This window comes from Pseudoflavonifractor phocaeensis, from assembly GCF_021531375.1.
GTDB classification, from domain to species: Bacteria; Bacillota; Clostridia; order Oscillospirales; family Oscillospiraceae; genus Lawsonibacter; species Lawsonibacter phocaeensis_B.
This window is the reverse complement of record NZ_JADYTU010000027.1, coordinates 1-21,011: the sequence shown is the minus strand read 5'-3', so window position 1 is coordinate 21,011 and position 21,011 is coordinate 1. Positions and strand designations below refer to the sequence as shown.

Annotated in this window: 20 protein-coding genes, 5 tRNA genes, 1 rRNA gene, 3 pseudogenes and 1 riboswitch; of the genes and pseudogenes, 11 read left to right on the top strand and 18 right to left on the bottom strand. The window is 58.0% G+C overall.

The genetic code is table 11. The features are described 5' to 3' along the window. Nucleotides 1-6 precede the first annotated feature (6 nt). Both lepB and I6E39_RS09000 read right to left on the bottom strand, forming a co-directional pair. Nucleotides 7-603, bottom strand: coding sequence for a signal peptidase I (gene lepB, locus I6E39_RS09005; protein WP_235381260.1), 597 nt, complete (start codon nt 601-603; stop codon nt 7-9). Next, a complete protein-coding gene (locus I6E39_RS09000) occupies nt 603-926 on the bottom strand; it encodes a DNA repair protein (RefSeq protein ID WP_235381259.1) in 324 nt (107 codons plus the stop codon). Before I6E39_RS09000 ends, lepB begins: the two co-directional genes overlap by 1 nt. A 92-nt stretch (nt 927-1,018) precedes the next feature. Further along, a riboswitch (cyclic di-GMP riboswitch) is annotated at nt 1,019-1,108 on the bottom strand. Between the two features lie 325 nt (nt 1,109-1,433). Between I6E39_RS09000 and I6E39_RS08995 the strand changes: the two genes are divergently transcribed. Then, entirely contained in the window at nt 1,434-2,066 is a 633-nt protein-coding gene (locus tag I6E39_RS08995) for a trimeric intracellular cation channel family protein (RefSeq protein ID WP_235381258.1), read from the top strand. A 157-nt stretch (nt 2,067-2,223) separates the two neighbouring features. Here the strand turns inward: I6E39_RS08995 and I6E39_RS08990 are convergent, their stop codons facing one another. Beyond that, nucleotides 2,224-2,871, bottom strand: a complete 648-nt coding sequence (locus I6E39_RS08990; RefSeq protein ID WP_235381257.1) for a potassium channel family protein — start codon at nt 2,869-2,871, stop codon at nt 2,224-2,226. A 15-nt stretch (nt 2,872-2,886) separates the two neighbouring features. Continuing rightward, entirely contained in the window at nt 2,887-4,233 is a 1,347-nt protein-coding gene (locus I6E39_RS08985) for a TrkH family potassium uptake protein (RefSeq protein WP_235381256.1), read from the bottom strand. 386 nt (nt 4,234-4,619) lie between these two features. On the opposite strand from I6E39_RS08985, the gene I6E39_RS08980 reads away from it, so the two are divergent. The 6 genes from I6E39_RS08980 to I6E39_RS08955 all read left to right on the top strand — a co-directional run bounded on the left by I6E39_RS08980 (nt 4,620) and on the right by I6E39_RS08955 (nt 11,528). Next, nucleotides 4,620-4,832, top strand: a complete 213-nt coding sequence (locus I6E39_RS08980) for a hypothetical protein (RefSeq protein WP_235381255.1) — start codon at nt 4,620-4,622, stop codon at nt 4,830-4,832. A gap of 43 nt (nt 4,833-4,875) precedes the next feature. Next, nucleotides 4,876-7,563, top strand: a complete 2,688-nt coding sequence (locus tag I6E39_RS08975) for an ATP-binding protein (RefSeq protein ID WP_420908191.1) — start codon at nt 4,876-4,878, stop codon at nt 7,561-7,563. After that, nucleotides 7,556-8,281, top strand: a complete 726-nt coding sequence (locus I6E39_RS08970; RefSeq protein ID WP_235381253.1) for a response regulator — start codon at nt 7,556-7,558, stop codon at nt 8,279-8,281. The genes I6E39_RS08975 and I6E39_RS08970 overlap by 8 nt, the downstream gene beginning before the upstream one ends. A gap of 496 nt (nt 8,282-8,777) precedes the next feature. Beyond that, a complete protein-coding gene (locus I6E39_RS08965; protein WP_235381252.1) occupies nt 8,778-9,680 on the top strand; it encodes an ABC transporter ATP-binding protein in 903 nt (300 codons plus the stop codon). Continuing rightward, nucleotides 9,661-10,458, top strand: coding sequence for an ABC transporter permease subunit (locus I6E39_RS08960; RefSeq protein WP_235381251.1), 798 nt, complete (start codon nt 9,661-9,663; stop codon nt 10,456-10,458). Before I6E39_RS08965 ends, I6E39_RS08960 begins: the two co-directional genes overlap by 20 nt. A gap of 17 nt (nt 10,459-10,475) precedes the next feature. Continuing rightward, nucleotides 10,476-11,528, top strand: a complete 1,053-nt coding sequence (locus tag I6E39_RS08955) for an HlyD family secretion protein (RefSeq protein ID WP_235381250.1) — start codon at nt 10,476-10,478, stop codon at nt 11,526-11,528. 497 nt (nt 11,529-12,025) lie between these two features. On the opposite strand, the gene I6E39_RS08950 is transcribed toward I6E39_RS08955, so the two are convergent. The 8 genes and pseudogenes from I6E39_RS08950 to I6E39_RS11100 all read right to left on the bottom strand — a co-directional run bounded on the left by I6E39_RS08950 (nt 12,026) and on the right by I6E39_RS11100 (nt 17,391). Next, on the bottom strand, nt 12,026-13,774 hold the full coding sequence (locus I6E39_RS08950; RefSeq protein ID WP_235381249.1) for a vWA domain-containing protein: 1,749 nt from the start codon (nt 13,772-13,774) through the stop codon (nt 12,026-12,028). 12 nt (nt 13,775-13,786) lie between these two features. Then, nucleotides 13,787-14,641 carry an AAA family ATPase gene (locus tag I6E39_RS08945; RefSeq protein ID WP_235381248.1) on the bottom strand — a complete coding sequence of 285 codons (855 nt, stop codon included), beginning with the start codon at nt 14,639-14,641 and terminating at the stop codon, nt 13,787-13,789. Between the two features lie 367 nt (nt 14,642-15,008). After that, on the bottom strand, nt 15,009-15,722 hold the full coding sequence (locus I6E39_RS08940; protein WP_235381247.1) for a LytR/AlgR family response regulator transcription factor: 714 nt from the start codon (nt 15,720-15,722) through the stop codon (nt 15,009-15,011). Between the two features lie 63 nt (nt 15,723-15,785). Further along, nucleotides 15,786-16,244 (bottom strand): sensor histidine kinase, encoded by a 459-nt coding sequence (locus I6E39_RS08935; RefSeq protein WP_235381246.1) that lies wholly within the window; start codon nt 16,242-16,244, stop codon nt 15,786-15,788. Beyond that, entirely contained in the window at nt 16,241-16,681 is a 441-nt protein-coding gene (locus tag I6E39_RS08930; RefSeq protein ID WP_235381245.1) for a GAF domain-containing protein, read from the bottom strand. Before I6E39_RS08930 ends, I6E39_RS08935 begins: the two co-directional genes overlap by 4 nt. Before the next feature lie 12 nt (nt 16,682-16,693). After that, complete coding sequence (locus I6E39_RS08925; RefSeq protein WP_338127129.1) at nt 16,694-17,125, bottom strand: LytS/YhcK type 5TM receptor domain-containing protein; 432 nt, start codon at nt 17,123-17,125, stop codon at nt 16,694-16,696. After that, nucleotides 17,098-17,250: pseudogene (locus I6E39_RS11220) on the bottom strand (LytS/YhcK type 5TM receptor domain-containing protein); the annotation flags it as partial. The gene I6E39_RS08925 and the pseudogene I6E39_RS11220, both read right to left, overlap by 28 nt. Nucleotides 17,251-17,256: 6 nt before the next feature. After that, a complete protein-coding gene (locus tag I6E39_RS11100; protein WP_268842261.1) occupies nt 17,257-17,391 on the bottom strand; it encodes a hypothetical protein in 135 nt (44 codons plus the stop codon). Nucleotides 17,392-17,701: 310 nt separating this feature from the next. Here I6E39_RS11100 and I6E39_RS08920 point away from each other — a divergent pair, with 310 nt between their 5' ends. The 4 genes and pseudogenes from I6E39_RS08920 (at nt 17,702) to I6E39_RS08905 (ending at nt 19,692) form a co-directional block, all read left to right on the top strand. Next, nucleotides 17,702-17,854 (top strand): hypothetical protein, encoded by a 153-nt coding sequence (locus I6E39_RS08920; RefSeq protein ID WP_235381244.1) that lies wholly within the window; start codon nt 17,702-17,704, stop codon nt 17,852-17,854. Between the two features lie 44 nt (nt 17,855-17,898). Next, nucleotides 17,899-18,231 (top strand): annotated as a pseudogene (locus I6E39_RS08915) (indolepyruvate ferredoxin oxidoreductase subunit alpha); the annotation flags it as partial. 86 nt (nt 18,232-18,317) lie between these two features. Next, nucleotides 18,318-19,250: pseudogene (locus I6E39_RS08910) on the top strand ([Fe-Fe] hydrogenase large subunit C-terminal domain-containing protein); the annotation flags it as partial. Between the two features lie 28 nt (nt 19,251-19,278). Next, on the top strand, nt 19,279-19,692 hold the full coding sequence (locus tag I6E39_RS08905) for a hypothetical protein (RefSeq protein ID WP_235381243.1): 414 nt from the start codon (nt 19,279-19,281) through the stop codon (nt 19,690-19,692). A gap of 372 nt (nt 19,693-20,064) precedes the next feature. Here the strand turns inward: I6E39_RS08905 and I6E39_RS08900 are convergent. From I6E39_RS08900 to rrf, 6 genes are all read right to left on the bottom strand, one after another. After that, a tRNA-Thr gene (locus I6E39_RS08900) sits at nt 20,065-20,140 on the bottom strand. A gap of 112 nt (nt 20,141-20,252) precedes the next feature. Further along, nucleotides 20,253-20,329, bottom strand: a tRNA-Asp gene (locus I6E39_RS08895). Nucleotides 20,330-20,367: 38 nt separating this feature from the next. Next, a tRNA-Trp gene (locus tag I6E39_RS08890) sits at nt 20,368-20,443 on the bottom strand. A gap of 3 nt (nt 20,444-20,446) precedes the next feature. Continuing rightward, nucleotides 20,447-20,523: transfer RNA gene (locus tag I6E39_RS08885), tRNA-Ile, on the bottom strand. 68 nt (nt 20,524-20,591) lie between these two features. After that, nucleotides 20,592-20,667 (bottom strand) — tRNA-Asn (locus I6E39_RS08880). Nucleotides 20,668-20,704: 37 nt separating this feature from the next. Continuing rightward, nucleotides 20,705-20,820: ribosomal RNA gene (rrf, locus tag I6E39_RS08875) — 5S ribosomal RNA — on the bottom strand. Between the last annotated feature and the right edge of the window lie 191 nt (nt 20,821-21,011).

The following is a 21,011-nucleotide window of genomic DNA, read 5'->3' as shown; positions in this document are numbered from 1 at the left end:
GCTTGTTTATTCCACGCGTCCAAAGGCGCTTAGGGGCCAGACCCGAAACACCACCCGGCCCAGCACCTGCTCCTTACTGACCGGGCCCACCGCCGTGGTCCGGCTGTCCAGAGACACCGCACGGTCGTCGCCCATGACGAAGACCTTGCCGTCGGGTACCTGGTAGGGGAATTCGATGTTGCACTCGCCCAGGGACTTTTCCTTGATATAGGGTTCCTCCAGAAGAACGCCGTTGACGTAGACGTCACCGTTCTCACTGATGTCCACCCAGTCACCGGCCGAGGCAATAACTCGTTTGATCAGGATCTTGTTATTATAGTAGAACGCTGTGATATCTCCCGTCTGAAACTCGCTCTTCTTGACCGCCACCACAAACTGGCCGTCCACCAGCGTGGGGGCCATGCTGGCGCCGGTGATCTGAAGGACCGGCATCCACAGGGTAGCGACCAGAATGGCCACCGCGGCCACCACCGCCAGGGAGTAAACGGTGCCTCGCAGGGCCCTGCCGTACCGCTTCCGGTATTTCAGTCGGGAAATCTCCTCTTCCATCTGATCCAGAGTGGGGTACTGCAGGTACTTATCCCCCTCTTGTTTTCTTCCCATCATGACGGCTTCTCCTCATCCGACTGCTCCAAAACCGGCCAGACACCGCCGGTCGGCTGGGAAGCACGGGCTTTTACATTTTCCAGGTATTGATCGGCCGCCTTCTGTGCCACCTCGAAAATGTCGTTGAGTTTCAGCGCCGCTTCCGCAATGGAGCCTGAGTCCCGGATCGTCAGCATCCGGTCCTCAAGCTGGGCTTCCTTCTCCGCAAGCTGGGCGCGGAGGCTTTGAAGCTCCCGCTCCTGCTGGGCCAGCAGCTCCAGCAGCTCCAGCTTGCTCAGCTTCCGCAGGGGGTTTTTTTCTGTCTGTCGGGTCCTTCCCATGGCTGTTCTCCTCTAGAAAAACAAAAAGCCTGGCGACCCCGCGGTCGTCGGCTCCTTTTTCCTTCGAAAAGAGCACCCGTCTCACGGGCGACACAGGCGGCTGAACCGGCATGGCGGAGATCCCCCGCTTTAGCCTTCGGGCTTTGCGTCCCACGCTTTCGCGTGGTTTGCTCTTTTCTGTCCTATATTTGCGGCGCCGGTACGCGTTCTCAGTCCGCGCGGTCGCTGGCGCCGCCTTTGTTATGGTTGTATTATAGCACAACCCGGTTACAAAAACGGTTACATTTTTATTTTTTCTTTCAGACCCAAGGAAAAATATACACAAAAAACTCGCCCATTTTTTGTCACTTTAGCCGAATGCAGTTTCGAAAGTCCATAATTCCGCCCTTTTGCTGCCCCGCCTTGCAAACAGGCCCGGGCCTTGATATAATTTTAATGTATCCCGGCACGCTGCCGGCGTTCCGCAAAATTCGCTAGGGAGGGTCGTGATTTATCTTGAATTTTGATATGAGCATTCTGTTTTTTCTGACTGAACTGGCAGGGACCGTCGCTTTTTCCATTTCGGGCGCCATTCTGGCCATCGAGCGGGAGTTGGATCTGTTTGGAGTCATCTTTCTCGGGGCAGTGACCGCCATCGGCGGCGGCGTGGTCCGCGACCTGCTGTTGGGCCAGATCCCGCCCCAGGCGTTCCTGAACTACATCTATCTGCTGACCGCGGTGCTGACCGCCCTGCTGGTGTTTCTGCTGTCCTGGCTGAAATGCAGACAGGGAAAACCCATCCGCTTCATTAACGACGCCATTTTGAATTTTTTCGACGCCGCCGGGCTGGGGATCTTTTCCGTCATCGGCGTGCAGAACACCATCAACGCGGGCTTTGGGAGCAACGCCTTCTTCTGCGTCTTTCTGGGCATGACCACCGGCGTGGGCGGAGGGATGCTGCGGGATGTGCTGAGCCGCTCCACCCCTGCCGTCCTGCGCAAGCACGTCTACGCCCTGGCCTCCCTGGCCGGCGCACTGTGCTACTACTGGCTGCAGTCCCTCTTTCCCTCGGGCGCCATCATCATCAGCACCTTGCTGGTCATCGTCCTGCGGCTTCTGGCCAGCCACTACCGCTGGACTCTGCCCAGGATCTCCCCCTGATGAGCGCCTTCAAAGCGGATGATTGTAAAAAATCTTTTTTCAATGCCGCGTTTTTCCACAATATTCAAAAAGGCAAAAATCCCTGGATCTGCCAAGATCCAGGGATTTTCCTATACTGCGTCGGATTTGTGCCATTTTGATCAGAAACGCGGCGGCTTCACAACTTCAAAAACCGCTGCGCGTCCCGGTTTCCGCCCAGAATGAAGATCGTCTCGTCCCCGCGGAAGCAGTGGGCAGGGCCGGGCAGGGGTTCCAGCTTGCCATCACGTTTGGTGGCCAAAATGTTGATATGGTACTTCTGCCGGACGGCCAGCTCCACAATGGTCTTGCCCACCCAGGAGGCGGGTACCGCCGTCTCAAAAATGGAGTGGTCATCCGTCAGCTCGATATAGTCGAAGATGTGGTCGGCGCTGTACCGCACCGCCGCCCAGGAGGCCATTTGCTTTTCCGGATAAACCACATCGTCCGCGCCATTTCGCAGCAGAAATTTGGCGTGCACATCGCGGTTCGCCCGGGACAACACAAAGGGGGCTCCGTGCTCTTTCAACAGAGCCGTAGTCTCCAGGGAGCTTTGAAAATCGTCGCCGATCGCCACCACGCACAAATCAAAATTCCGGACCCCCAGCGACTCAACAAATTGCTCGTTGGTGCCGTCTCCGATCTGGGCGTTGGTCACCAGAGGCAGGATCTCATTGACCCGCTGCTCATTCCGGTCCACCGCCAGCACTTCATGGTGCAGTTCCCGCAGCTTCTCGGCCATGTGCCGCCCAAAGCGTCCCAATCCGATCAAAAGCACAGACTTCATAGGCAAACTCCTTTCTTATCCCACCGTCACCGGCTCCTGGGGAAATTGGGATGCGGACACACCGTTTCCGGCGGTCACGGCGTAAATCAGGGTCAGGCCGCCCACCCGCCCGAAATACATCAGGAAAATCAGGACCAGCCTGGACAACACCGAAAACCGCGCGGTGCCGCCCAGAGACAGGCCCACCGTGCCGATGGCGGAGGCCGCTTCAAACAGGGCGTCCATCAGCGGGACCTGGTCGATACAGCAGATCAGGATGCCTCCCGTAAGGAAGAACAAAATATACAGCAGGAAGATCGCACAGGCGCTCTGGAGCGCGGGCTCCTGGATCCGCCGTCCGAAGCACTGGGCGCTGCGCCGCCGCCGGAAGACCGCGACGGCGCTCAGAAGCAGAACGGCAAAGGTGGTGGTCTTGAAGCCGCCGGCGGTGGAACCGGGCGAACCGCCGGTAAGCATCAGCAGGATGGTCAGCAGCTGGCTTGGCTCAGACATCCGGGCCAGATCCACGGTATTGAAGCCGGCTGTTCTCGGCGTGACCGACTGAAACAGCGCGGCCAGGATCTTTTCCCCCAGGGACAGCCCGCCCCACTGCGGCAGCTGAAACTCATAGAGCAGGAAGAAGAGAAATCCAAACAGCAGCAGAGCGGCGGTCGTGACCAGAATGATCTTGCTTTGCAGGCGGTATTCCTTGAAACGGAGGCGGTGGGCGGAAATGTCCTGCCAGGTCAGAAAGCCCACGCCGCCCACGACGATGAGTGAAGCGATTACAATATTGATAACCGGATCCCCCACATAGCCGGTCAGGGAGGAAAAAGGGGCTTCCCGCCCCATCAGATCAAAGCCAGCGTTGCAGAAAGCGGAGATGGAGTGGAAAACCGAATACCACAACCCACGCCACGGGCCGAATCGCGGGCAGAACCGGGTCACCAGGATCACGGCCCCCAACCCTTCCATGGCAAAGGCAGTTTTGAGGATGAAGCCGGTCATGCGGACGATGCCCCCCACCTGGGGCGCGGAGATGGATTCCTGCATGACCCAGCGCTGCTTCAGCCCGATCCGCTTCCCGGAAAAAATAAAGATGGCGACGGCCATGGTGACAACGCCCATGCCGCCCACCTGGATCAGCAGCAGGATGACCAGCTGCCCAAACCCGGACCAATAGCTCGCCGTGTCGCGGACCACAAGACCGGTGACGCAGGTGGCGGAGGTGGCGGTGAACAGCGCGTCAAAAAACGACGCGCCGCCCCACTGGTGCGTGGAAAAGGGAAGCATGAGCAGCGCCGTTCCCAACAGGATCAGGAGCAGGAACCCAACGATGATAACGCGGGCGGGCGACACCCGATCGCTTTTCCATAACGGCATAAATGCCGCTTGCAGTTTCTTCTTTAACACGCTGAAGCGGCCTCCTCTGTAAAGCTGACCATAAGAAAGTATAAAGATTGATTTTATTATATCATATTCATTTTCAATGGGGGATGAGGACTTCATTAGGGTTCTTTGCGGGGCATTAAGATTATATTAAGGGGCGGAGCTGAAGAACCGCCGGATAGGCCGCCGGTACCAAGGCAAGGATCCATCCCAGCCGGCGGACGGTGGCAGCACCCAAGCGAGGTCTCCCGGGACGGCCGGTATTAATGTAATCTTAATCCCACACGAAAAACGCAAATCTCACACATAGGCGTTTGAGTTTATAATGTAGTTAGGAAAAGCACGTTCTTACATGGATCGCGCTTTGAGGAGGGATCTGCATGGAAACTCTGGTGCTGATCGGTGGGTTTGCCTTTGTCGTCATCGTGGGGTATTTTGCCATGGGCCGTCTGGGCCGTTTTTGGGATGAAGGCGGCATTTCCCCCTATTGGGACGAGGAAGAAGAGCGGGCGGCAACGCGGGGGGCGTCCGCACAGTCCAACGCCCCGAAAGAAAAAGATTGCTGTGGAGCTTCTGCTCTCAATAAGCTATAATGGTTACAAAACAACATCCAAACGGAAAGGAGCCACTCCCATGATGGATGAGTGCCGGCCGGATTCCGATCTGCTTCTGCCAGGTATCCAGCAGGCAGAAGCGCAAACAGAGGGCCGATTGAAAATATTTTTCGGCTACGCCGCCGGCGTGGGCAAGACCTATGCCATGCTGGAAGCCGCCCGGCGGGCCAAAGCCTCCGGCGTGGATGTGGTGGCCGGCTATATCGAGCCCCATACCCGGCCGGAGACGATGGCTTTGCTGGAGGGGCTGGAGCGGCTGCCCGTCCGGAAGATCCCCTATAAAGGGACCGAGCTGCGGGAGTTCGACCTGGACGCCGCTCTGGCGCGCAAGCCCCAGCTGATCCTGGTGGACGAGCTGGCCCACACCAACGCCGAAGGCAGCCGTCATGTCAAGCGCTACCAGGACGTGCAGGAACTGCTGCGGGCGGGCATCGACGTTTACACCACCGTCAATGTCCAGCATCTGGAGAGCCTGAACGACAAGGTGGCCGCCATCACCGGCGTGGCCGTCTCCGAACGAATCCCGGACAGCGTGTTTGACTCTGCCGATCAGGTGGAGCTGGTGGATCTGGAGCCGGCGGACCTGCGGGAACGGCTGCAGGAAGGAAAAATCTACCGGCCCCGTCAGGCCGCCCGGGCCTTGGGACACTTTTTCACCGACAAGAACCTGGCCTCCCTCCGGGAGATCGCCCTGCGGCGTACCGCCGACCGTCTGGACGCGGTGCCCTGGCTGGAGGGTCAGGACAAGCCCAAAGCAGGCGAACATATTCTGATCTGTCTCTCCTCTTCTCCCTCCAACGCCAAGGTGATCCGGACCGCCGCCCGGATGGCAAGGGCCTTCCACGGTGCCTTTACCGCCCTGTTCGTTGAGACGCCGGAGCTGGCGTCCATGTCTGAGGATGACCGAAAGCGCGTCAGCGCCAACGTGCGTCTGGCGGAGGAGCTGGGCGCCAAGATCACCACTACCTACGGAGACGATCCGGCCGTGCAGATCGCGGAGTATGCCCGCATCAGCGGCATCTCCAAGATCGTCCTGGGCCGCAGCCCCCGCCGCGGGGGACTGCATCCCACCAAAAATCTGGTAGACCGTCTGAACGATCTCGCCCCGGATCTGGATATCTACATCATCCCCGATCAGCGGGGGAGGAAACAGCCCCGCCGTTTTTCAAGATACGGTCGGATTCAGGAGCGGCTCTCCGCAATGGACATCGTAAAGATGCTGGCCGTTCTGTCCGGATGCACCTTGGGCGGCTACTTTTTCTCCTTTTTGGGCATTTCGGATACCAACATCATCATGCTGTATCTGCTGGGCGTATTGGTGATCTCCATGGTCACGACGGGGCGCAGCTACAGTTTGGTGGCGTCGGTACTGTCGGTGCTGCTTTTCAACTTCTTTTTCACCGACCCCTACTTCACCCTGCGGAGCGATCCCAGCTATATCGCCACCTTCGGCATCATGTTCCTGGTGGCCCTGCTCAGCAGCTCGCTGACCATCCGCGTCAAAACACAGGCAAAGATGAACGCGGATAAGGCTTACCGCACCGCGATCCTGTTGGAATCCAGCCACAAGCTGCAAAACGCCGAGGGCGCCGAGGGAATTCTGACCATCGCGGCCCAGCAGCTGGGCCACCTGCTGGAACGGGACCTGGTGGTCTACCAGTCGGACGGCCGGGGCGGGCTTCTGCCGGCCATGCGGTTCCCCTTTTCTGAAGAAACGGACCTGTCCGCGCTGCTGACGCCCTCTGAGGAGGCGGCGGCGGAATGGGTGCTGAAGAACAACAAGCACGCCGGAGCCACAACCAACACTCTGCCAAACGCGAAATGCCTGTATCTCTCGATCCGGGGCACCGGCGGCGCTCTGGCTGTGGTGGGCATCGCGGTGGGCGGCGGCCAGCCGCTCCAATCCTTTGAAAAGAACCTGATGGTGGCCCTGCTGGACGAGTGCGGCCTTGCGCTGGAAAAAGAACTCACCGTGCGGGAAAAGCAGAAGGCGGAGGCCCAGGCGGACCAGGAGGCCCTGCGGGCCAATCTGCTGCGGGCCATTTCCCATGACCTTCGCACCCCCCTGACCAGCATCTCCGGCAACGCCAACATCCTGATGGAGCGCGCCGACCAGCTGGAGCCGGAAAAGCGGCGCAGCCTGTTCACCGCCATTTACGACGACGCCATGTGGCTGATCAACCTGGTGGAGAACCTGCTGTCCATCACCAAAATCGAGAATAACCACGTCCATATGAACATTGAACCGGAAATGCTGTCAGACATTTTCGCCGAGGCTCTGTCCCATCTGGACCGAAACGCCGGCAAGCACCATATCCGGGTCGATCTGGCCGATGACATGCTGATGGCCGACATGGACGCGCGGCTGATGGTGCAGGTGGTCATCAACATCGTGAACAACGCCATCAAGTATACGCCAGAGGGGTCCCATATCACCCTGTCAGCCAGAAAGTCCGACCAGCTGGCCATCGTTGAGATCGCCGACGACGGTCCGGGCATTCCCAACGAGGCGAAGGAAAAGCTCTTTGATATGTTCTATACCGCCAACAATGAGCGGGGCGACGGGCGGCGTGGGCTGGGCCTGGGGCTCTCCCTTTGCAAGTCCATCATCACCGCCCACGGCGGCAAGATCGAGGCTTTAAACAACGATCCCCACGGCACTGTTTTCCGCTTTACATTACACGCATCGGAGGTAAGGCCCTATGAATAAGCCGCAAATTCTGTTTGTTGAGGATGACGCCGCCATCGGCAACCTGATCGCCACAACACTGGAGACCCAGAACTACCAGTTCCACCGGGCCAAGAACGGTCAGGAGGCGGTGATCGACGCGCTCTCCTACCGGCCGGACGTGATGCTGCTGGACCTGGGTCTTCCCGACATCGACGGTCTGGAGATCATCCAGAAGATCCGGTCCTGGAGCAATATGCCCATCATCGTGGTGTCCGCCCGCTCCGATGACCGGGATAAAGTGGCGGCGCTGGACGCCGGGGCGGACGACTATCTGACCAAGCCCTTCTCCGTGGACGAGCTGCTGGCCCGCCTGCGGGTGGCCCTGCGCCGGGTGCGGTACGACAGTCAGAAAACCAGCGAGGAGGCGGTGCGCTATCAAAACGGCGGCCTTGTCATCGACTATGCCGCGGGCTGCGCCTACAGGGACGGGCAGGAGCTGCATCTGACGCCTATTGAGTACAAGCTGCTGTGCCTGCTGGCCAAAAACACCGGCAAGGTCCTGACCCACAACTATATCATCAGCGAGATTTGGGGCACTTCCGCTGAATGCATCGCCGCGGAGCTGCCCTCCCTGCGGGTCTTTATGGCGACGTTACGGAAAAAGCTGGAGCCGGACCAGAGTCATCCCCAATATATCCAGACCCACATCGGCGTGGGTTACCGGATGATCCAGTGCAATAAGGAAAGCGAAGCGTAGGCCCGTGCCCAGGCGGCGAGAGACGGGGCGTTTCTGCGCGGCCGTTTCCCCTGTGCCGCCAAGATTTTCCCCGATCCATATAAAAACGCACGGAACGGGATCTTTTCAATCCAGTTCCGCGCGTTTTGCCGCAGCGTTTCAAAAGGCGCTCCTGCTCATTTTGTTTCGTTTTGCCGCCTCCGGGGCGTACCGTGACCACCGCTTTCCCCGGCGGTGGTCATTTTCTTCTTATACCCGGCACTGCGGGCCGCAGGCCAGCCAGCCGGGATCATTTTGTATCAGGCTTGCCCCGCGGCAGCCCGGCGGACATGAAACGCGGCGGTTTTCGACCATCTGTGTGTAATGAGCCGGCAAGCGCAAGGAAGGCTCCCACAAATCCCCCACGAAAATGCACCGGAATCATTGACCGGACCCGCCGGCTGCGGTATGCTGTAACAAACCGGACGCTCCGAAACGTGACCGCGGAAGGGCGCCGCTTGGGAGGAGGTTCACAGGCATGATAGAAGTCGAAGGTCTGACGCTGCAATATCCCAACGGCAAGGGGATCCGGGACGTCTCCTTCCAGGTGAAGGAGGGCCAGGTGCTGGGCTACCTCGGCCCCAACGGCGCCGGAAAGACCACCACCATCCGCTGCCTGCTGGGCTATTCCAAAGCGGACCGGGGCAGCTGCGCCATCCGCGGGCTGGACTGCCGCCGGCAGGCGCCGGCCATCCAGCGCTTTCTGGGGTATCTCCCGGGTGAGATTGCCTTTCTGGACGGGATGACCGGGCGGCAGTTTCTGGCGTTTCTGTCGCGGATGCGGGGCACGAAAGGCCATGCCCGCCAACAGGAACTGGCGGAGATGTTTGAGATCGACCTGTCCGGCAAAATTAAACGCTACTCCAAAGGCATGAAGCAGAAGGTGGGCATCATCGCCGCTTTCATGCACGACCCCGAGGTCATTATCCTGGACGAGCCCACCAGCGGCCTGGACCCGCTGATGCAGAGCCGCTTTACCGAGCTGGTGCTCAGCGAGAAAAAGCGGGGCAAGACCATCCTCATGAGCAGCCATATTTTCGAGGAAGTGGAGAAGACCTGCGACCAGGTGGTCATCATCAAGGAGGGCCAGGTGGCCATGCAGGGCGACATCCACACTCTGGGCCAGACGCAGCGAAAGTCCTTCCTCATCCAGCTTGCCGGGCCCTTGGACGCCTCCGGGCTGACCGCCTTGGGGGCGCACGTCGTCCCGGTCGGGTCCGGCAGATATGAAGTCTCCGTCCGAAGCGACCAGGTCGGCGCTCTGCTGCGGCTGTTGGGCCGGCTGGACGTGGTCTCCCTGGAGTCGAAGAAGCAAAGTCTGGAAGACATCTTCCTCCACCTGTACGGAAAGGAGGAGGCCCATGAATCTGACGCTGTTTAAGGCGGACCTGAAGGGGAACGCCATCCTGTGGGCCATCATCGCCTATGTGATGATGATGTACTTCTCCGTCATGTCCCTCATGTTCGACCCCACCGACACCTCCGCGCTGGCCAGCATGCTGGAGCTGCTGCCGGAGGGTCTGATGTCCAGCTTCGGCTTCAACTCCGTGTCCACCAACCTGACCAGCTTCCTGGCCGATTACTACTACGGGTTTCTGGTGTTCATGTTTCCCATGATCTACTGCATCGTGGCGGCCAACCGGCTGGTGGCAAAACTGGTGGACAACGGGTCTTTCGCTTATCTCCTGATGGCCCCGGTATCCCGCCGGACCATTATCGTGACCAAGGGAGCCGTTCTGCTCTCCTCCATCGCAATGCTGTTCGCAGTCCTGCACATCGGCGGCAGCGCCGTTTGCCGGATGTTCTTTGGAGACATGCTCAACCGGAGCATTTTCCTGCGGCTGAACATCAACGCGGCGCTGCTCACCATGCTGGTGGGCATGATCTGCTTTTTCTATTCCTGTTACTTCAACGACTCGAAGCTGGCACTGTCCTTCTCCGCCGGCGTGAACATCGGCTTTTTGCTCCTGTTCATGCTGGGCGGCGTGTCCTCCCAGTCCGAGTGGCTGAAAAAGCTGTCAATCTTTTCGCTGCTGGACACCCAGCGCATTCTGGAGGGCAGCGGAACGGCGGGGCTGGACCTGCTGCTGGCCGGCCTCGTCCTGGCGCTGTTTGGACTGAGCGTGTGGGTGTTTGACCGGAAGAATCTTCCCATCTGAGAAGCGGGGGAATCGTCATGAAGAAAAAATTATCTCCACGGAATTTCACTCTGATCTCCGTGCCCATCCTGGCCGCCGCGGCCGCTTTGCTGGTTTTTGAGTTTTTGCCCAAGGACAGCCAGTTTTTGCTGGAGGGGTCGGTGGAGATCGCCTCCCATACCTGCTACACAAAGGCGGGCGGCACGGTGGAATCGGTGCTGGTCCAGGCCGGCCAGCAGGTACATACAGGGGACGTGCTGGCCGTCATCGACGACGGCGCCGTGGACTACCAGATCGCCCAGCTGCGGCAGACGCTGGCCATTCAGGCCGCCCAAATGGAGCAGCTGAAGTCCCCCGCCGGCGAGGCGGCCACCCAGGCCGCCCGCGGGGCCGCGCAGGACAATGTGACCGTGTGCCGGGAGGCGCTGCGTCAGGCGGAAAGCGCTCTGACCACCGCCCGGCAGGACCTCTCGGACCAGCGGCAGCTCTACGACATCGGGGCCATCTCCGGGGCGGAGCTGCGGCAGTTCGAGTTGGCGGCAGAGTCGGCGCAGTCCCAGGTGGTCACCGCCCAGGCCCAGCTTTCCGCCGCGCAAAACAGCGTGGAAGCCATCCAGCTGCCCTCCGCGGATGAGGACGCCATTGCCGCCGCGCAGGAGGCAATGGACCTGACGCAGCTGCAGATCGACCAGTTGGAGGCCAGCCGGGAGGATTACAGCATCCGCGCCGCCGCGGACGGAGTGGTCATCGGCGCCTCGCTGGAGCCCGGCGTCACCGTGGTCCCCGGCCAGAGCGTCTTTCAGCTGTCCGCCGGAGATCTGCAGTATTTTGTGTGCTATCTGCCCCAGGAGTATCTGGACCAGATCGCCTTTGAGGAGGAACTGGTCCTGTACCGTCAGGGCAGCCAGGAGGAAGCGGCGAGAGGCACCGTCACCTACATCGACCTGCAGGCCGTCTATCCCCCGGAGGACTACGAGAATAGCGGCAACCGGAACCAGCGCAGCGTAAAGGTCAAGGCGGAACTGACCAGCGGCGGCCCATTTGCCGTGGGACAGACCCTGTTCCTCCGGCTTGATACGGTCCAGGATTGACGGCAAACAGCTCGTCGGCGCAATTGATCAAGATCTCACGGATATCCTGTGATCCAAATTTTTTAAGAGGCGTTCTTGCGCGGCCGGTCCGCTTCCCCCGCCCCCGCCGTTTCTCCCAACTTTGCCGCGCACCGTGACCACTGCCCGAACCGGGCAGTGGTCATTTTTTCGTGTATGAGCCGCGGTGGTTTTCCCCTGGCTCCGCAAGACGGTATGGATGTCAAGCCTGTGTCCGGCAAACCGGGCGGCGACAATGCGTTTTTGCCCTTCGAACCTATGCCCAGGCCGCAAGACGCAAGCAGGACAAAACGGCGGAAGCCATGCGCGGTTTCATGGCCCAGGTCATATAAAAGCACAAAAACACAGGGCCGGAGCTCAAAACTTCCTGCCCTGTGCTTTCTGAACTTATCCGCCGCTTATTTCGTTTTTTATGAGTGGGGGTTCCTGTCCGCTCATGCCGGGCCGTTCAACCGCTTGACCGGCCAGTGGCCTTCTGATTACAGTAACAGCAGCGTTTCGCTCAGCCGCTTCCCGGCGGAGCCCCCAAAGTCCTCCGCTCGCCGGATGCGCAAAAAGGAAGCGCCGTAGATCATCCGCTCATTTTCCAGCTCGTTGTCATCGCCCAAAAAGATGCCGATGACATGTACGCCCTCTCGGCGCAGCTTTCTGACCTGAAAGCAGGTATCCTGTATGGCCGCGTTCCCGATATACTTTTCCGGGGCGCCCGGCCGGTGTCTGCCGCTCACCATATCGTTGGGCAGGCCGTCACTAAAGACGATGACGATCTTATGATCCTCCCGCCGCTTTAAAAGGTCAATCCCGGCGGCGGCCAGCGCCAGCCCATCCCGGTTGTTGGAGGTCGCCCGATACTCCAGAATCTTGCGATCCGCCTCGGGCTTATCATCGTAATCCCGAAAGCGCCTCAGCACCGTGTGATCCCCATAGGTGCAGTAGCTCATTACCCGGTGTGGGATCTGGATCCCACTCAGGGCGGCGCTGAACAGATAGCTCTGCAGCGCCACCATGGACTGACGGACAGCCTGTGATCCGCTGGCATCGATCAGCAGCTCCACCACAACGGTGGATTGATCCTGACGAAATACCTTGTGAAAAAGCTGCGGCTCTTTGCAGCGTCCCACCTTCCACAGGGCGCTGTTTACCAGCACACCGTGGTCTGCGCGGTAGATCTCCGGGTCATTTTTTAAATTCAGCGCATTTCGAAACGCCTGCTCAATGCTCCGGATCCCCTGCCGGGCAGAGTTCTCGTGCTCCTCCAGCATTCGCAGGTTGGCATCCCGGCACGCTCTCAACGCACCGGCTCTGGGAGAGGCTTCCTTGTATGCGCTTTCCGGAAGGCCGTCTGTAAAGAGCAGCTTACGTCCCTCATGGATACCCACGCAGACCGTGCGCTCGATCTCCCTCATGGCCTTTTCCGTTTGAAAGCTGGGGCCGAAGTTTTGGGCGAGGTACTCGGGGATCGCCGCCAGCGCCTCCTCGGACAGCTCCATGCCGTCCGCCGAGGTGTCGCTGGCCTTCTTATATTTCAGTTCCGGCTGGGAATCATCCGGCTCCGGAGGCTGCACCTGGTCCGGAGCGAGGTGTTGTCCCTCCCACAGGTCATCGGAAAGTTCGAATACGGGGAGCTCGTCGTGGCTGTGGTCGGGCGCAAAGTATTTGGTGAAAATCTCCTTGTACAGCTGCACGGCCTGCTCCACCAGCGCCCTTGCGTCCGCACAGTTCACGCTCTCCTCCACCAGCTGCGTGAACAGCTGCAGCACATGCTCAAAACCGGAAAAATTTTTTAGAATCCGGCGGCTCTCCTCGTTCGCCGTCCGGGGAAATTCTTCCGTCAGCCAATAGATGCTCATCCAGCCCCGTGAGGAGTGCCGCAGCCGCAGGGGATCATAGTCCAGCAGCTCCCGGGCGGCTTGTTCCGCCATGACCGGGACGCCGGGCCGCTCGTCCGCCAGCTTTTTGCGCACTACATATTCCAGGCAGATATGGGTGATGGGGAGCAGGACATGCATGTCATATGCCGCATAGCGGTGCCGCCTGAGCCACAAGTTCAGCTCGTCCAGCCCAAACAGCTTATCCCCGCCGCCCAGGATCACACCCTCATACACCGAGATCATGCCGCCCGCCTTTCGATACGGGTCGCTCATAAGGAGAATGTATTCCGGATATTTTCTTTTGCTGTGATCCTCGGAAACCGTCAGAAACAGGCTTTCCTCTCTATCAATACTCACGTTGCTCTCCCGTCAGACAAATCTTGTCATCACAACATCCTGAACCAGCTGATACTCATACTCGTCAAAGCATTTGTTGGTAATGTTGAGCGCCACTGCGTCCTTCGGGCGCATTCCGTCTGTCATCAGCCGCAGGGCGGCAATCATGCCGCGCAGATCCACCGGATGGGTGGAGATCTCTCCATTGACCGCTTTCTCGTTCAGATCCATAAACAACCCAATGCAGCGGTCGATGTGCTCCTCCGCCGCGTTGGGGACGTCGGCTTGCAGCAGCCGGTGCAGCTGCTGGGGCTGCAGCGTCGGCATGCGGATCACCGCAAAACGCGAGACCAGCGCTTCGTTCAGTTCCCGGGTCCCCGCGTACCCGTAGTTCATGGTGGCAATAAAGCGGGTGGCCGGGTGCATAGGGATGCATTCATACCCCGGCACATCGATCAGCCTGCGGTAGTCCAATACCGAGTGCATCACCACAACGGCGTCATTCTTTGCCATATTGATCTCATCCAGAATGCAGAAGCCGCCGTGCTGGGCCGCCTGTGCCACCGGGCCGTTGCGCAGCCGCACTTCCCCGCCGACAAAGGTATCGGTCCCGATCAGGGTGCTGCTGTCGGTGTTCACATGGAACGAAACATTGTAGACGGGTCTTGCAAATAACCAGGCCAGGTTGTCCGCCAATATGTTTTTTCCGGTGGCCTTTCCTCCGCACAGCAGGATATTTTCGCCCTGCAGCAAGGCGGAAACGGCCAGATCCAGGATCTCCTCGCCGATAAACTCCACGGGCGGTTTTGTAATGCGCCCCTGTACGGCTGCTTCCGCAGCGTATTGTTTCTTGAACTGTTCCAGTCGAATCGTCAAATCTTCTCTCATAGCGCGCTCCGTCTTTACCTTTACTCGGGCAGACGCCCGGTTTTGAAGCCACAACGGCACTGCCTTTGTGACTGTTGTCGTACATTCAATTTTATCTTTCTCATATAAGCTTGTCAATTTATTTATAACGGAACTGCCCAAGTAGCCCGAAACGGAAAACCAGCCCATGAATTCTCTCTATATGATGAACTGAAAAAGGCATCAAACACCAGACAGGACCCATTCTGTCCGGCATCATTATTGCCACGCCCGGGCTTTTTATTACATGCCAGCTGCACAGAGCCGATGGTTGTCTTTGTGAAAACAACGCGGCAGCAGCCCGAACGTTGGCACGTTCAGGCTGCTGTTTTATCTTTTTTAACCTGTGTCAGATATGCAGATACGCCCTCAGTCCTTTCAGCTTATCCCGGCTGATAGGCAGTTCGGCGCTGGAGCCCCGGACCCGAAGGGCAAAATCGCTCCCGCTCCAGGGAAAGATATCCTGTACATACTTCAAATGAACCAGGTAAGACTTGTGGATCCGATAGAACCGCTTTCCCCGCAGCCGTTCCTCAAAGACCCCCAGGGCTGTGTTGTCACTGTATTGTTCTCCGGTAAGGGCGTGGATGACGCAGTGCTTGCCGGAGCCATCTGACTCAATATATGTGATCTCATCCAGCGCCAGCAGGACCGTATGGCGGCGATTGGTGTTGACGGCAATCCGGAATTCATCGTCCTGCTCCGGGTGGGTCTTTTCATACTGACCGAGAATCTGGCGGATGCGGGCAGGGTCATAGGGCTTGAGTATATAGTCGTTCGCTTGCAGCTCAAAGGCGGTCACCGCGTATTCCGAGTAGGCGGTGGCAAAAATAATCTTGGCATCCGGTATCAGCCGCCGGGCCAAAGAAGCTACCGTCGTCCCCTCCATATCTCCCAGGCGGACATCAATGAACAGGAAGTCGAAGGTTTTCTTTTCCAGCAGCTGCATCGCCTGAACGCCGCTCCCGGCCTCATATATCTCCGCCTGCGGAAAATCCTCATAAATGAGACGGACCAATTCCATGCGGGTCAGTTTTTCGTCGTCAATTACTGCGATACGCATAAGCCGTACTCCTTTCTGTTCCGGGCCGCAGACCGCCGGGTGGTATAACCGGGATGGAAAACGCTACAATTGACCCCTTCTCTGAGCTGTCCACCGTAAAGCTGCATTGGCTTCCATAGACGGAGCGCAGACGCTTCTGGACGTTGAACAGCCCGGTATAGCCGGGGTCCCGGGGTCCTGGAGCCGCTCTAAAATTTCCGGCGGGAAGCCATGTCCGTGGTCGGCAACCTTGATGCAGACACACTCTCCTCTCTGCTGAATTTTGATATGGACATATTGGTCGTCCACTGAGGTCCCGCCATGCCGCACCGCGTTCTCTACGATCGGCTGGAGGATGAGGGGCGGCAGATAGGCCACAGGCAGCGGCTCCGGCCGGTCCCACTCCACACAGATCGCGTCCTCAAACCGCGCCTCAACCAGAGTCAGGAAGTTGTCCACATTGGACAGCTCTTGCTCCAGCGTAACAAAGGGCTCGTTGATGCTGAGCGCCTGGCGAAAATAATTTGCCAGAACGAGGATCATCTCCTTGGCTTTCTGGGGAAGGGAGTTAAACAAAAAATGGGGATCGATCTGGGACTGGAGGCCCGCAGCTCCGCCTGCTGGCGCAGCTGGATCTGATGCTGAAACTCCGCCAGCTCCAGCAAGGCGGAAAAGAACTGAGCCAGGCTTTCCGCAGTGCGGCAGTCGGCCTCCAGGATCAGATTGGGGCCCTGCGGCACGCAAAAGAGCAGCGACCCAATGCATTCCTCCCCGCAGGTGAGGGGCGCGGCAATCATGGCGCGTTCCCGGTACTTGGCGGAACCGCAGAGCTCCGAAGCATCCCGCTCCACGGCCCGTTTCCCGCTTTCCATGGCCTTTCGGGCCAGGAGCGGAAGGCTGTTCCATTCCATCCCGCTGGCCGCCACCACTTGGTCCAGGTCTGTGATCGCCACCCGAAATTCGGGCAGGTTCTCCCGCACGGTATCCGTTACCTACTGCATGGCCTGCCAATTCGTCAGGCCTTCCCGCAGCGAGGGGAGGCATTTTTGCGCGATAAACAGGGCCATTTGCTGCTGCTCCGCCAACCCGATGGTCACGCTGCGGTTAAACCGGCTCAAAAGTCCCATGAACAGGACCAGACCCAGGGAGTTCATCACCAGCTTGGGCAGCAAAATCACCTTTTCCAGGTCCAAAGCGGCGGAAAAGGGACGGGAAAACAGGAAGATCAGGACGGATTGAAGCAGCTCGGACAAAACGACAAGCAGGACCAGAGCCATATTCCGGCCCTTTTTTTGCGGCATCCTTCCATAGGCGATCGCGCCGACCACTCCGAAGCAGAAGGTCCCGACCCCGCAGGCCAGTGAGGTAAAAAGCTGGCCGGGTCGTAGAAGAAGCGGTGAACGCCGCCCAGAAGTCCGGCGCACAGGCCGGGGATCGGCCCTCCCACCAGCCCGGCGGCCAGGGTGCTGACCACCCGGGTGTTCACCAGCGCACCCTGAAGTCCCAGACTGGTATAGGTGCCGCTGATGGACAGCATCCCGAAGATCACTCCAAGTCACAGCTGTTCTCCCAGGGATTTGTCCTGCTTTTTCAGCAGCTGCCGCAGGGGAGCCAGTTCGGTCAAAATAGCCGCCACCAGGACCAAAAGGCTGATATTTACCAGCAGATACTCCAAAAGCTCATGTTCCATCCTGCTCCCTCCGCTTCTGTTCCAATCTTGGAATAAGTTTTCGTTATCACCTTTTTTGGACGAAATCAAGAACTTTTTTGCGGCTTTCTTCGGAAGGCCTGGTTCAGCCTGCGATTCACTCCGAAAATACAGCGGTTCATCCCCTCAACAGCGCAGGTTGCGCCGGTTCTATTGACGAAACAAATTTTTACCATAAAATCATGCTATCAGAAAGAAATTATTATGACTTTTGTATAAAGCCCGATTTCTCCGACGCAATGGCGGTCGTGGAAATAAAACTGCAATTTTTGAAAAAAAGGAGTGCGTAGTTATGAGACACATGAAACGACTGACAGCCCTTGCCCTGGCCTTATGCATGACCCTGGCCTTGGCCGCCTGCGGAGGGGACACCGGAGGCCAGCCCGCCTCCTCCAATTCCGGGGCCAACAGCAATAGCCACCCCCAGCGAAAGGAGACAACATGAAAGAACCTGAGTATTCGGCTATGAGTCCAGCTGTGGCGAAAGCCGTCGAGGAGCTGGCTGCCTTTATCAAGGAGAACAGTCTGTGCGGATTGGGCCAGACCGCGCCCAATCCGGTGCTGTCCACCCTGCGGTACTTCCGGGACGAGTATGTGGAGCACATCGTCAACAAACGCTGCCCCGCCGGAGTGTGCCGGGCCCTACTCACCTATCAGATCGATCCTGTCAAGTGCCGGGGCTGTACCGCCTGCGCCCGGGCCTGTCCCGCCGGGGCCATCATGGGGAGCGTAAAGAATCCCCACAAGATCGACAACGAAAAGTGCATCAAATGCGGCAGCTGCATTGAAAAATGCCGGTTTGACGCTGTCAGCCGGACCTGAAAGGAGCGGAGAGCATGGAAAAATTGAATTTACAGACCGTGGATATGGTCGAACTGAATATTAACAACATCCCTTGCCGCGCTCCCGCCGGATCCACCATTCTGGAGGCCGCCGAGTTCATGGAGCGGCTCAAAACAGGGGAACGGCTTCCCATCATCACCAGCTGCTGCCCCGGCTGGGTAAAATATTGTGAGGAGTTCTATCCGGAATTTATCCCCAACCTGTCCAGCTGCAAAAGTCCCCAGCAGATGTTCGTGGCCTTGGCCAAGACCTACTACGCTGAGAAAAACGGCCTGGACCCCAAGAATATCGTCTGTATCTCTGTTATGCCCTGCACCGCAAAAAAGTTTGAGCACAAACGAGAGGGCGAATGTGCCGCGGGAGAGGGCATCCCGGATGTGGACATCGCTCTGACCACCCGTGCTCTGGACAACATGATCAAACGGGCCGGTTTACTTTTCAACCAGATGCCGGACGAAGATTTTGACCCAGCGCTTGGCATTGCCAGCGGCGCGGGCCATCTGTTCGGTGTCACCGGCGGCGTGATGGAGGCCGCTTTGCGCACTGCCGCTGAAACCCTGACCGGCAAGGAGCTGGCCGACCCGGTTTTCCAGGCGGTCCGGGGGACGGACCGGGGCATCAAGGAGGCGGAGTATGAGATCGGCAAGGCCCTTGTCCGGGTCTGCTGTGTCAGTGGTATCCACAACACCTCCCTGGTGCTGGACGCGGTAAAATCCGGAGAGAAGCGGTATGATTTCATCGAGATTATGGCCTGCCCCGGCGGCTGTATCAATGGCGGAGGCCAACCCACCTAGCTGGCGGATGTGCGCAACTTTACGGACTTGAAAGGGCTGCGGGCCAAAGCTCTTTACGACGAGGATCAGCGGATGGCTTTGCGGAAAAGTCATGAAAACCCCCTGGTCAAACAGGTCTATGCGGAATATCTGGGCAGTCCCGGCAGCGAACGGGCCCATCAGATCCTGCATACCAGCTACACAGTACGAAGCTATGAATATTAAAAAGTTTAAGCAGGAGGGAGGTCCCAGCTTGCAGCAGCGGCTGGCCCGGGCCGCTGAGTTGAGCGAGCTAGTCCTGGGGATCATAATTCTGGTCCACTGCGTCATTTCCACAGTAGGCATCGTATGTTCCCTGAATGTAACCAAACTGTTCTACAACACCGCCTATCTCCAGTACCAGTTGTCCAGTGCCCGCCTCATTATCACCGGCCTGGAATTGATCACAATGATTGCAAGCTACTCCATCGATTCCGTGGTGGATGTGATGCTGCTTGCCGTCTCCCGCCAGATGATCGTGGAGCATACCGCACCGCTGGAGAATCTGTTGACGGTACTGTCTGTCGGACTGCTGTTCCTGATCCGGAAGTATCCGTACATTTCTAAAATCGACAAACGCTATCCCGCTAAATCAGTGAAAAAAGAAAATGAGCCCTCTGAAAAATGAGGGGGAAATTATTATGAAATGTCTCATCATCGACGTCAAGATCGACTGGAATTAGCACAAGTATAAGTACATGGGCTGGGAGCATATCCAGAGACGAGGTGCTGAAGGGATAGGACTTTGTCACCATTCATATGCCCCTCACCCCCGAGACAAAAACCAATTTAACTCCCTTGGCGCGGATATCAAGACCTATATTGGCCAACACCAATAGTGTGGACCGATCTCTAAAAAAGCAGGGTATTTCAACCGTCCGGAAGAAATACCCTGCTTTTTCTACATATTATAATGTAATCCTTTATTCTATTTCCTCCGGTTAGTCTACCCGCTAGGCAAAACAAAACCCGCTATCCCTTACGGGACAACGGGTTTTTCTGGAGCTGCTAGGCAGATTCGAACTGCCGACCTCATCCTTACCAAGGATGCGCTCTACCGACTGAGCTATAGCAGCATGTTTGTCCCCTTTCGGGGAACTATTGTGAACAGGCCATGCCTGGAATTACCAAGGCGACCCGGGTATTCCCGGGGGCTATTCAAACAGCCATTCGGCTGAAAGCTTTAAATGGCGACTCGGAAGGGACTTGAACCCTCGACCTCCGGCGTGACAGGCCGGCGTTCTAACCAACTGAACTACCGAGCCATTTAAACTATACAAACAGATTGCTCTGTGATCTACAATGGCAGGGGCAGAAGGAATCGAACCCTCGGCACGCGGTTTTGGAGACCGCTGCTCTACCAGCTGAGCTATACCCCTATATGGTGGGCCTTCACGGGCTCGAACCGTGGACCGACCGGTTATGAGCCGGCTGCTCTAACCAACTGAGCTAAAGGCCCATGACCGTCGCACGTTAAGTTTGGAAAGAGCGGCTTGCCGTCATGCTTGGCGGCAAGCCGCTTTTCTTTGGCTCCCCAAGTTGGACTCGAACCAACGACCCTGCGGTTAACAGCCGCATGCTCTACCGACTGAGCTATTGAGGAATGTGAAAGGGTCCGGCCCGGCTGGACCGGACCCTTGTGTTGGCGTTACCTATTTTCCCGGCCCGTCTCCAGGCAAGTATCTTCGGCAGAAGCGAGCTTAACTTCCGTGTTCGGAATGGGAACGGGTGGACCCTCGCCCTAATCAACACCAACTTTACTTTCTCCGAGAAGAAAGTAAGCAAAGAAAACATTTTGTTTTTCTCTCCTTACCGTCTTCCCAACAGTAAGTATTATATCCGTTTTTGCTCAATTGTCAAGAACCATTTTGAAAAATGGTGACCCGTACGGGAATCGAACCCATGTTTGCGGCGTGAGAGGCCGCCGTCTTAACCGCTTGACCAACG

What these genes read in the sequence shown, in the direction of transcription:
- I6E39_RS08920 (WP_235381244.1), top strand. Translation starts at nt 17,702, where the DNA reads ATGAGACACATGAAACGACTGACAGCCCTTGCCCTGGCCTTATGCATG.
- I6E39_RS08955 (WP_235381250.1), top strand. Translation starts at nt 10,476, where the DNA reads ATGAAGAAAAAATTATCTCCACGGAATTTCACTCTGATCTCCGTGCCC.
- I6E39_RS11100 (WP_268842261.1), bottom strand. Translation starts at nt 17,391, where the DNA reads ATGGAACATGAGCTTTTGGAGTATCTGCTGGTAAATATCAGCCTTTTG.
- I6E39_RS08985 (WP_235381256.1), bottom strand. Translation starts at nt 4,233, where the DNA reads ATGCCGTTATGGAAAAGCGATCGGGTGTCGCCCGCCCGCGTTATCATC.
- I6E39_RS08945 (WP_235381248.1), bottom strand. Translation starts at nt 14,641, where the DNA reads ATGAGAGAAGATTTGACGATTCGACTGGAACAGTTCAAGAAACAATAC.
- I6E39_RS08995 (WP_235381258.1), top strand. Translation starts at nt 1,434, where the DNA reads ATGAGCATTCTGTTTTTTCTGACTGAACTGGCAGGGACCGTCGCTTTT.
- I6E39_RS08960 (WP_235381251.1), top strand. Translation starts at nt 9,661, where the DNA reads ATGAATCTGACGCTGTTTAAGGCGGACCTGAAGGGGAACGCCATCCTG.
- I6E39_RS08980 (WP_235381255.1), top strand. Translation starts at nt 4,620, where the DNA reads ATGGAAACTCTGGTGCTGATCGGTGGGTTTGCCTTTGTCGTCATCGTG.
- I6E39_RS08965 (WP_235381252.1), top strand. Translation starts at nt 8,778, where the DNA reads ATGATAGAAGTCGAAGGTCTGACGCTGCAATATCCCAACGGCAAGGGG.
- I6E39_RS08935 (WP_235381246.1), bottom strand. Translation starts at nt 16,244, where the DNA reads ATGATCCTCGTTCTGGCAAATTATTTTCGCCAGGCGCTCAGCATCAAC.
- I6E39_RS08970 (WP_235381253.1), top strand. Translation starts at nt 7,556, where the DNA reads ATGAATAAGCCGCAAATTCTGTTTGTTGAGGATGACGCCGCCATCGGC.
- I6E39_RS08990 (WP_235381257.1), bottom strand. Translation starts at nt 2,871, where the DNA reads ATGAAGTCTGTGCTTTTGATCGGATTGGGACGCTTTGGGCGGCACATG.
- lepB (WP_235381260.1), bottom strand. Translation starts at nt 603, where the DNA reads ATGGGAAGAAAACAAGAGGGGGATAAGTACCTGCAGTACCCCACTCTG.
- I6E39_RS08975 (WP_420908191.1), top strand. Translation starts at nt 4,876, where the DNA reads ATGGATGAGTGCCGGCCGGATTCCGATCTGCTTCTGCCAGGTATCCAG.
- I6E39_RS08940 (WP_235381247.1), bottom strand. Translation starts at nt 15,722, where the DNA reads ATGCGTATCGCAGTAATTGACGACGAAAAACTGACCCGCATGGAATTG.
- I6E39_RS09000 (WP_235381259.1), bottom strand. Translation starts at nt 926, where the DNA reads ATGGGAAGGACCCGACAGACAGAAAAAAACCCCCTGCGGAAGCTGAGC.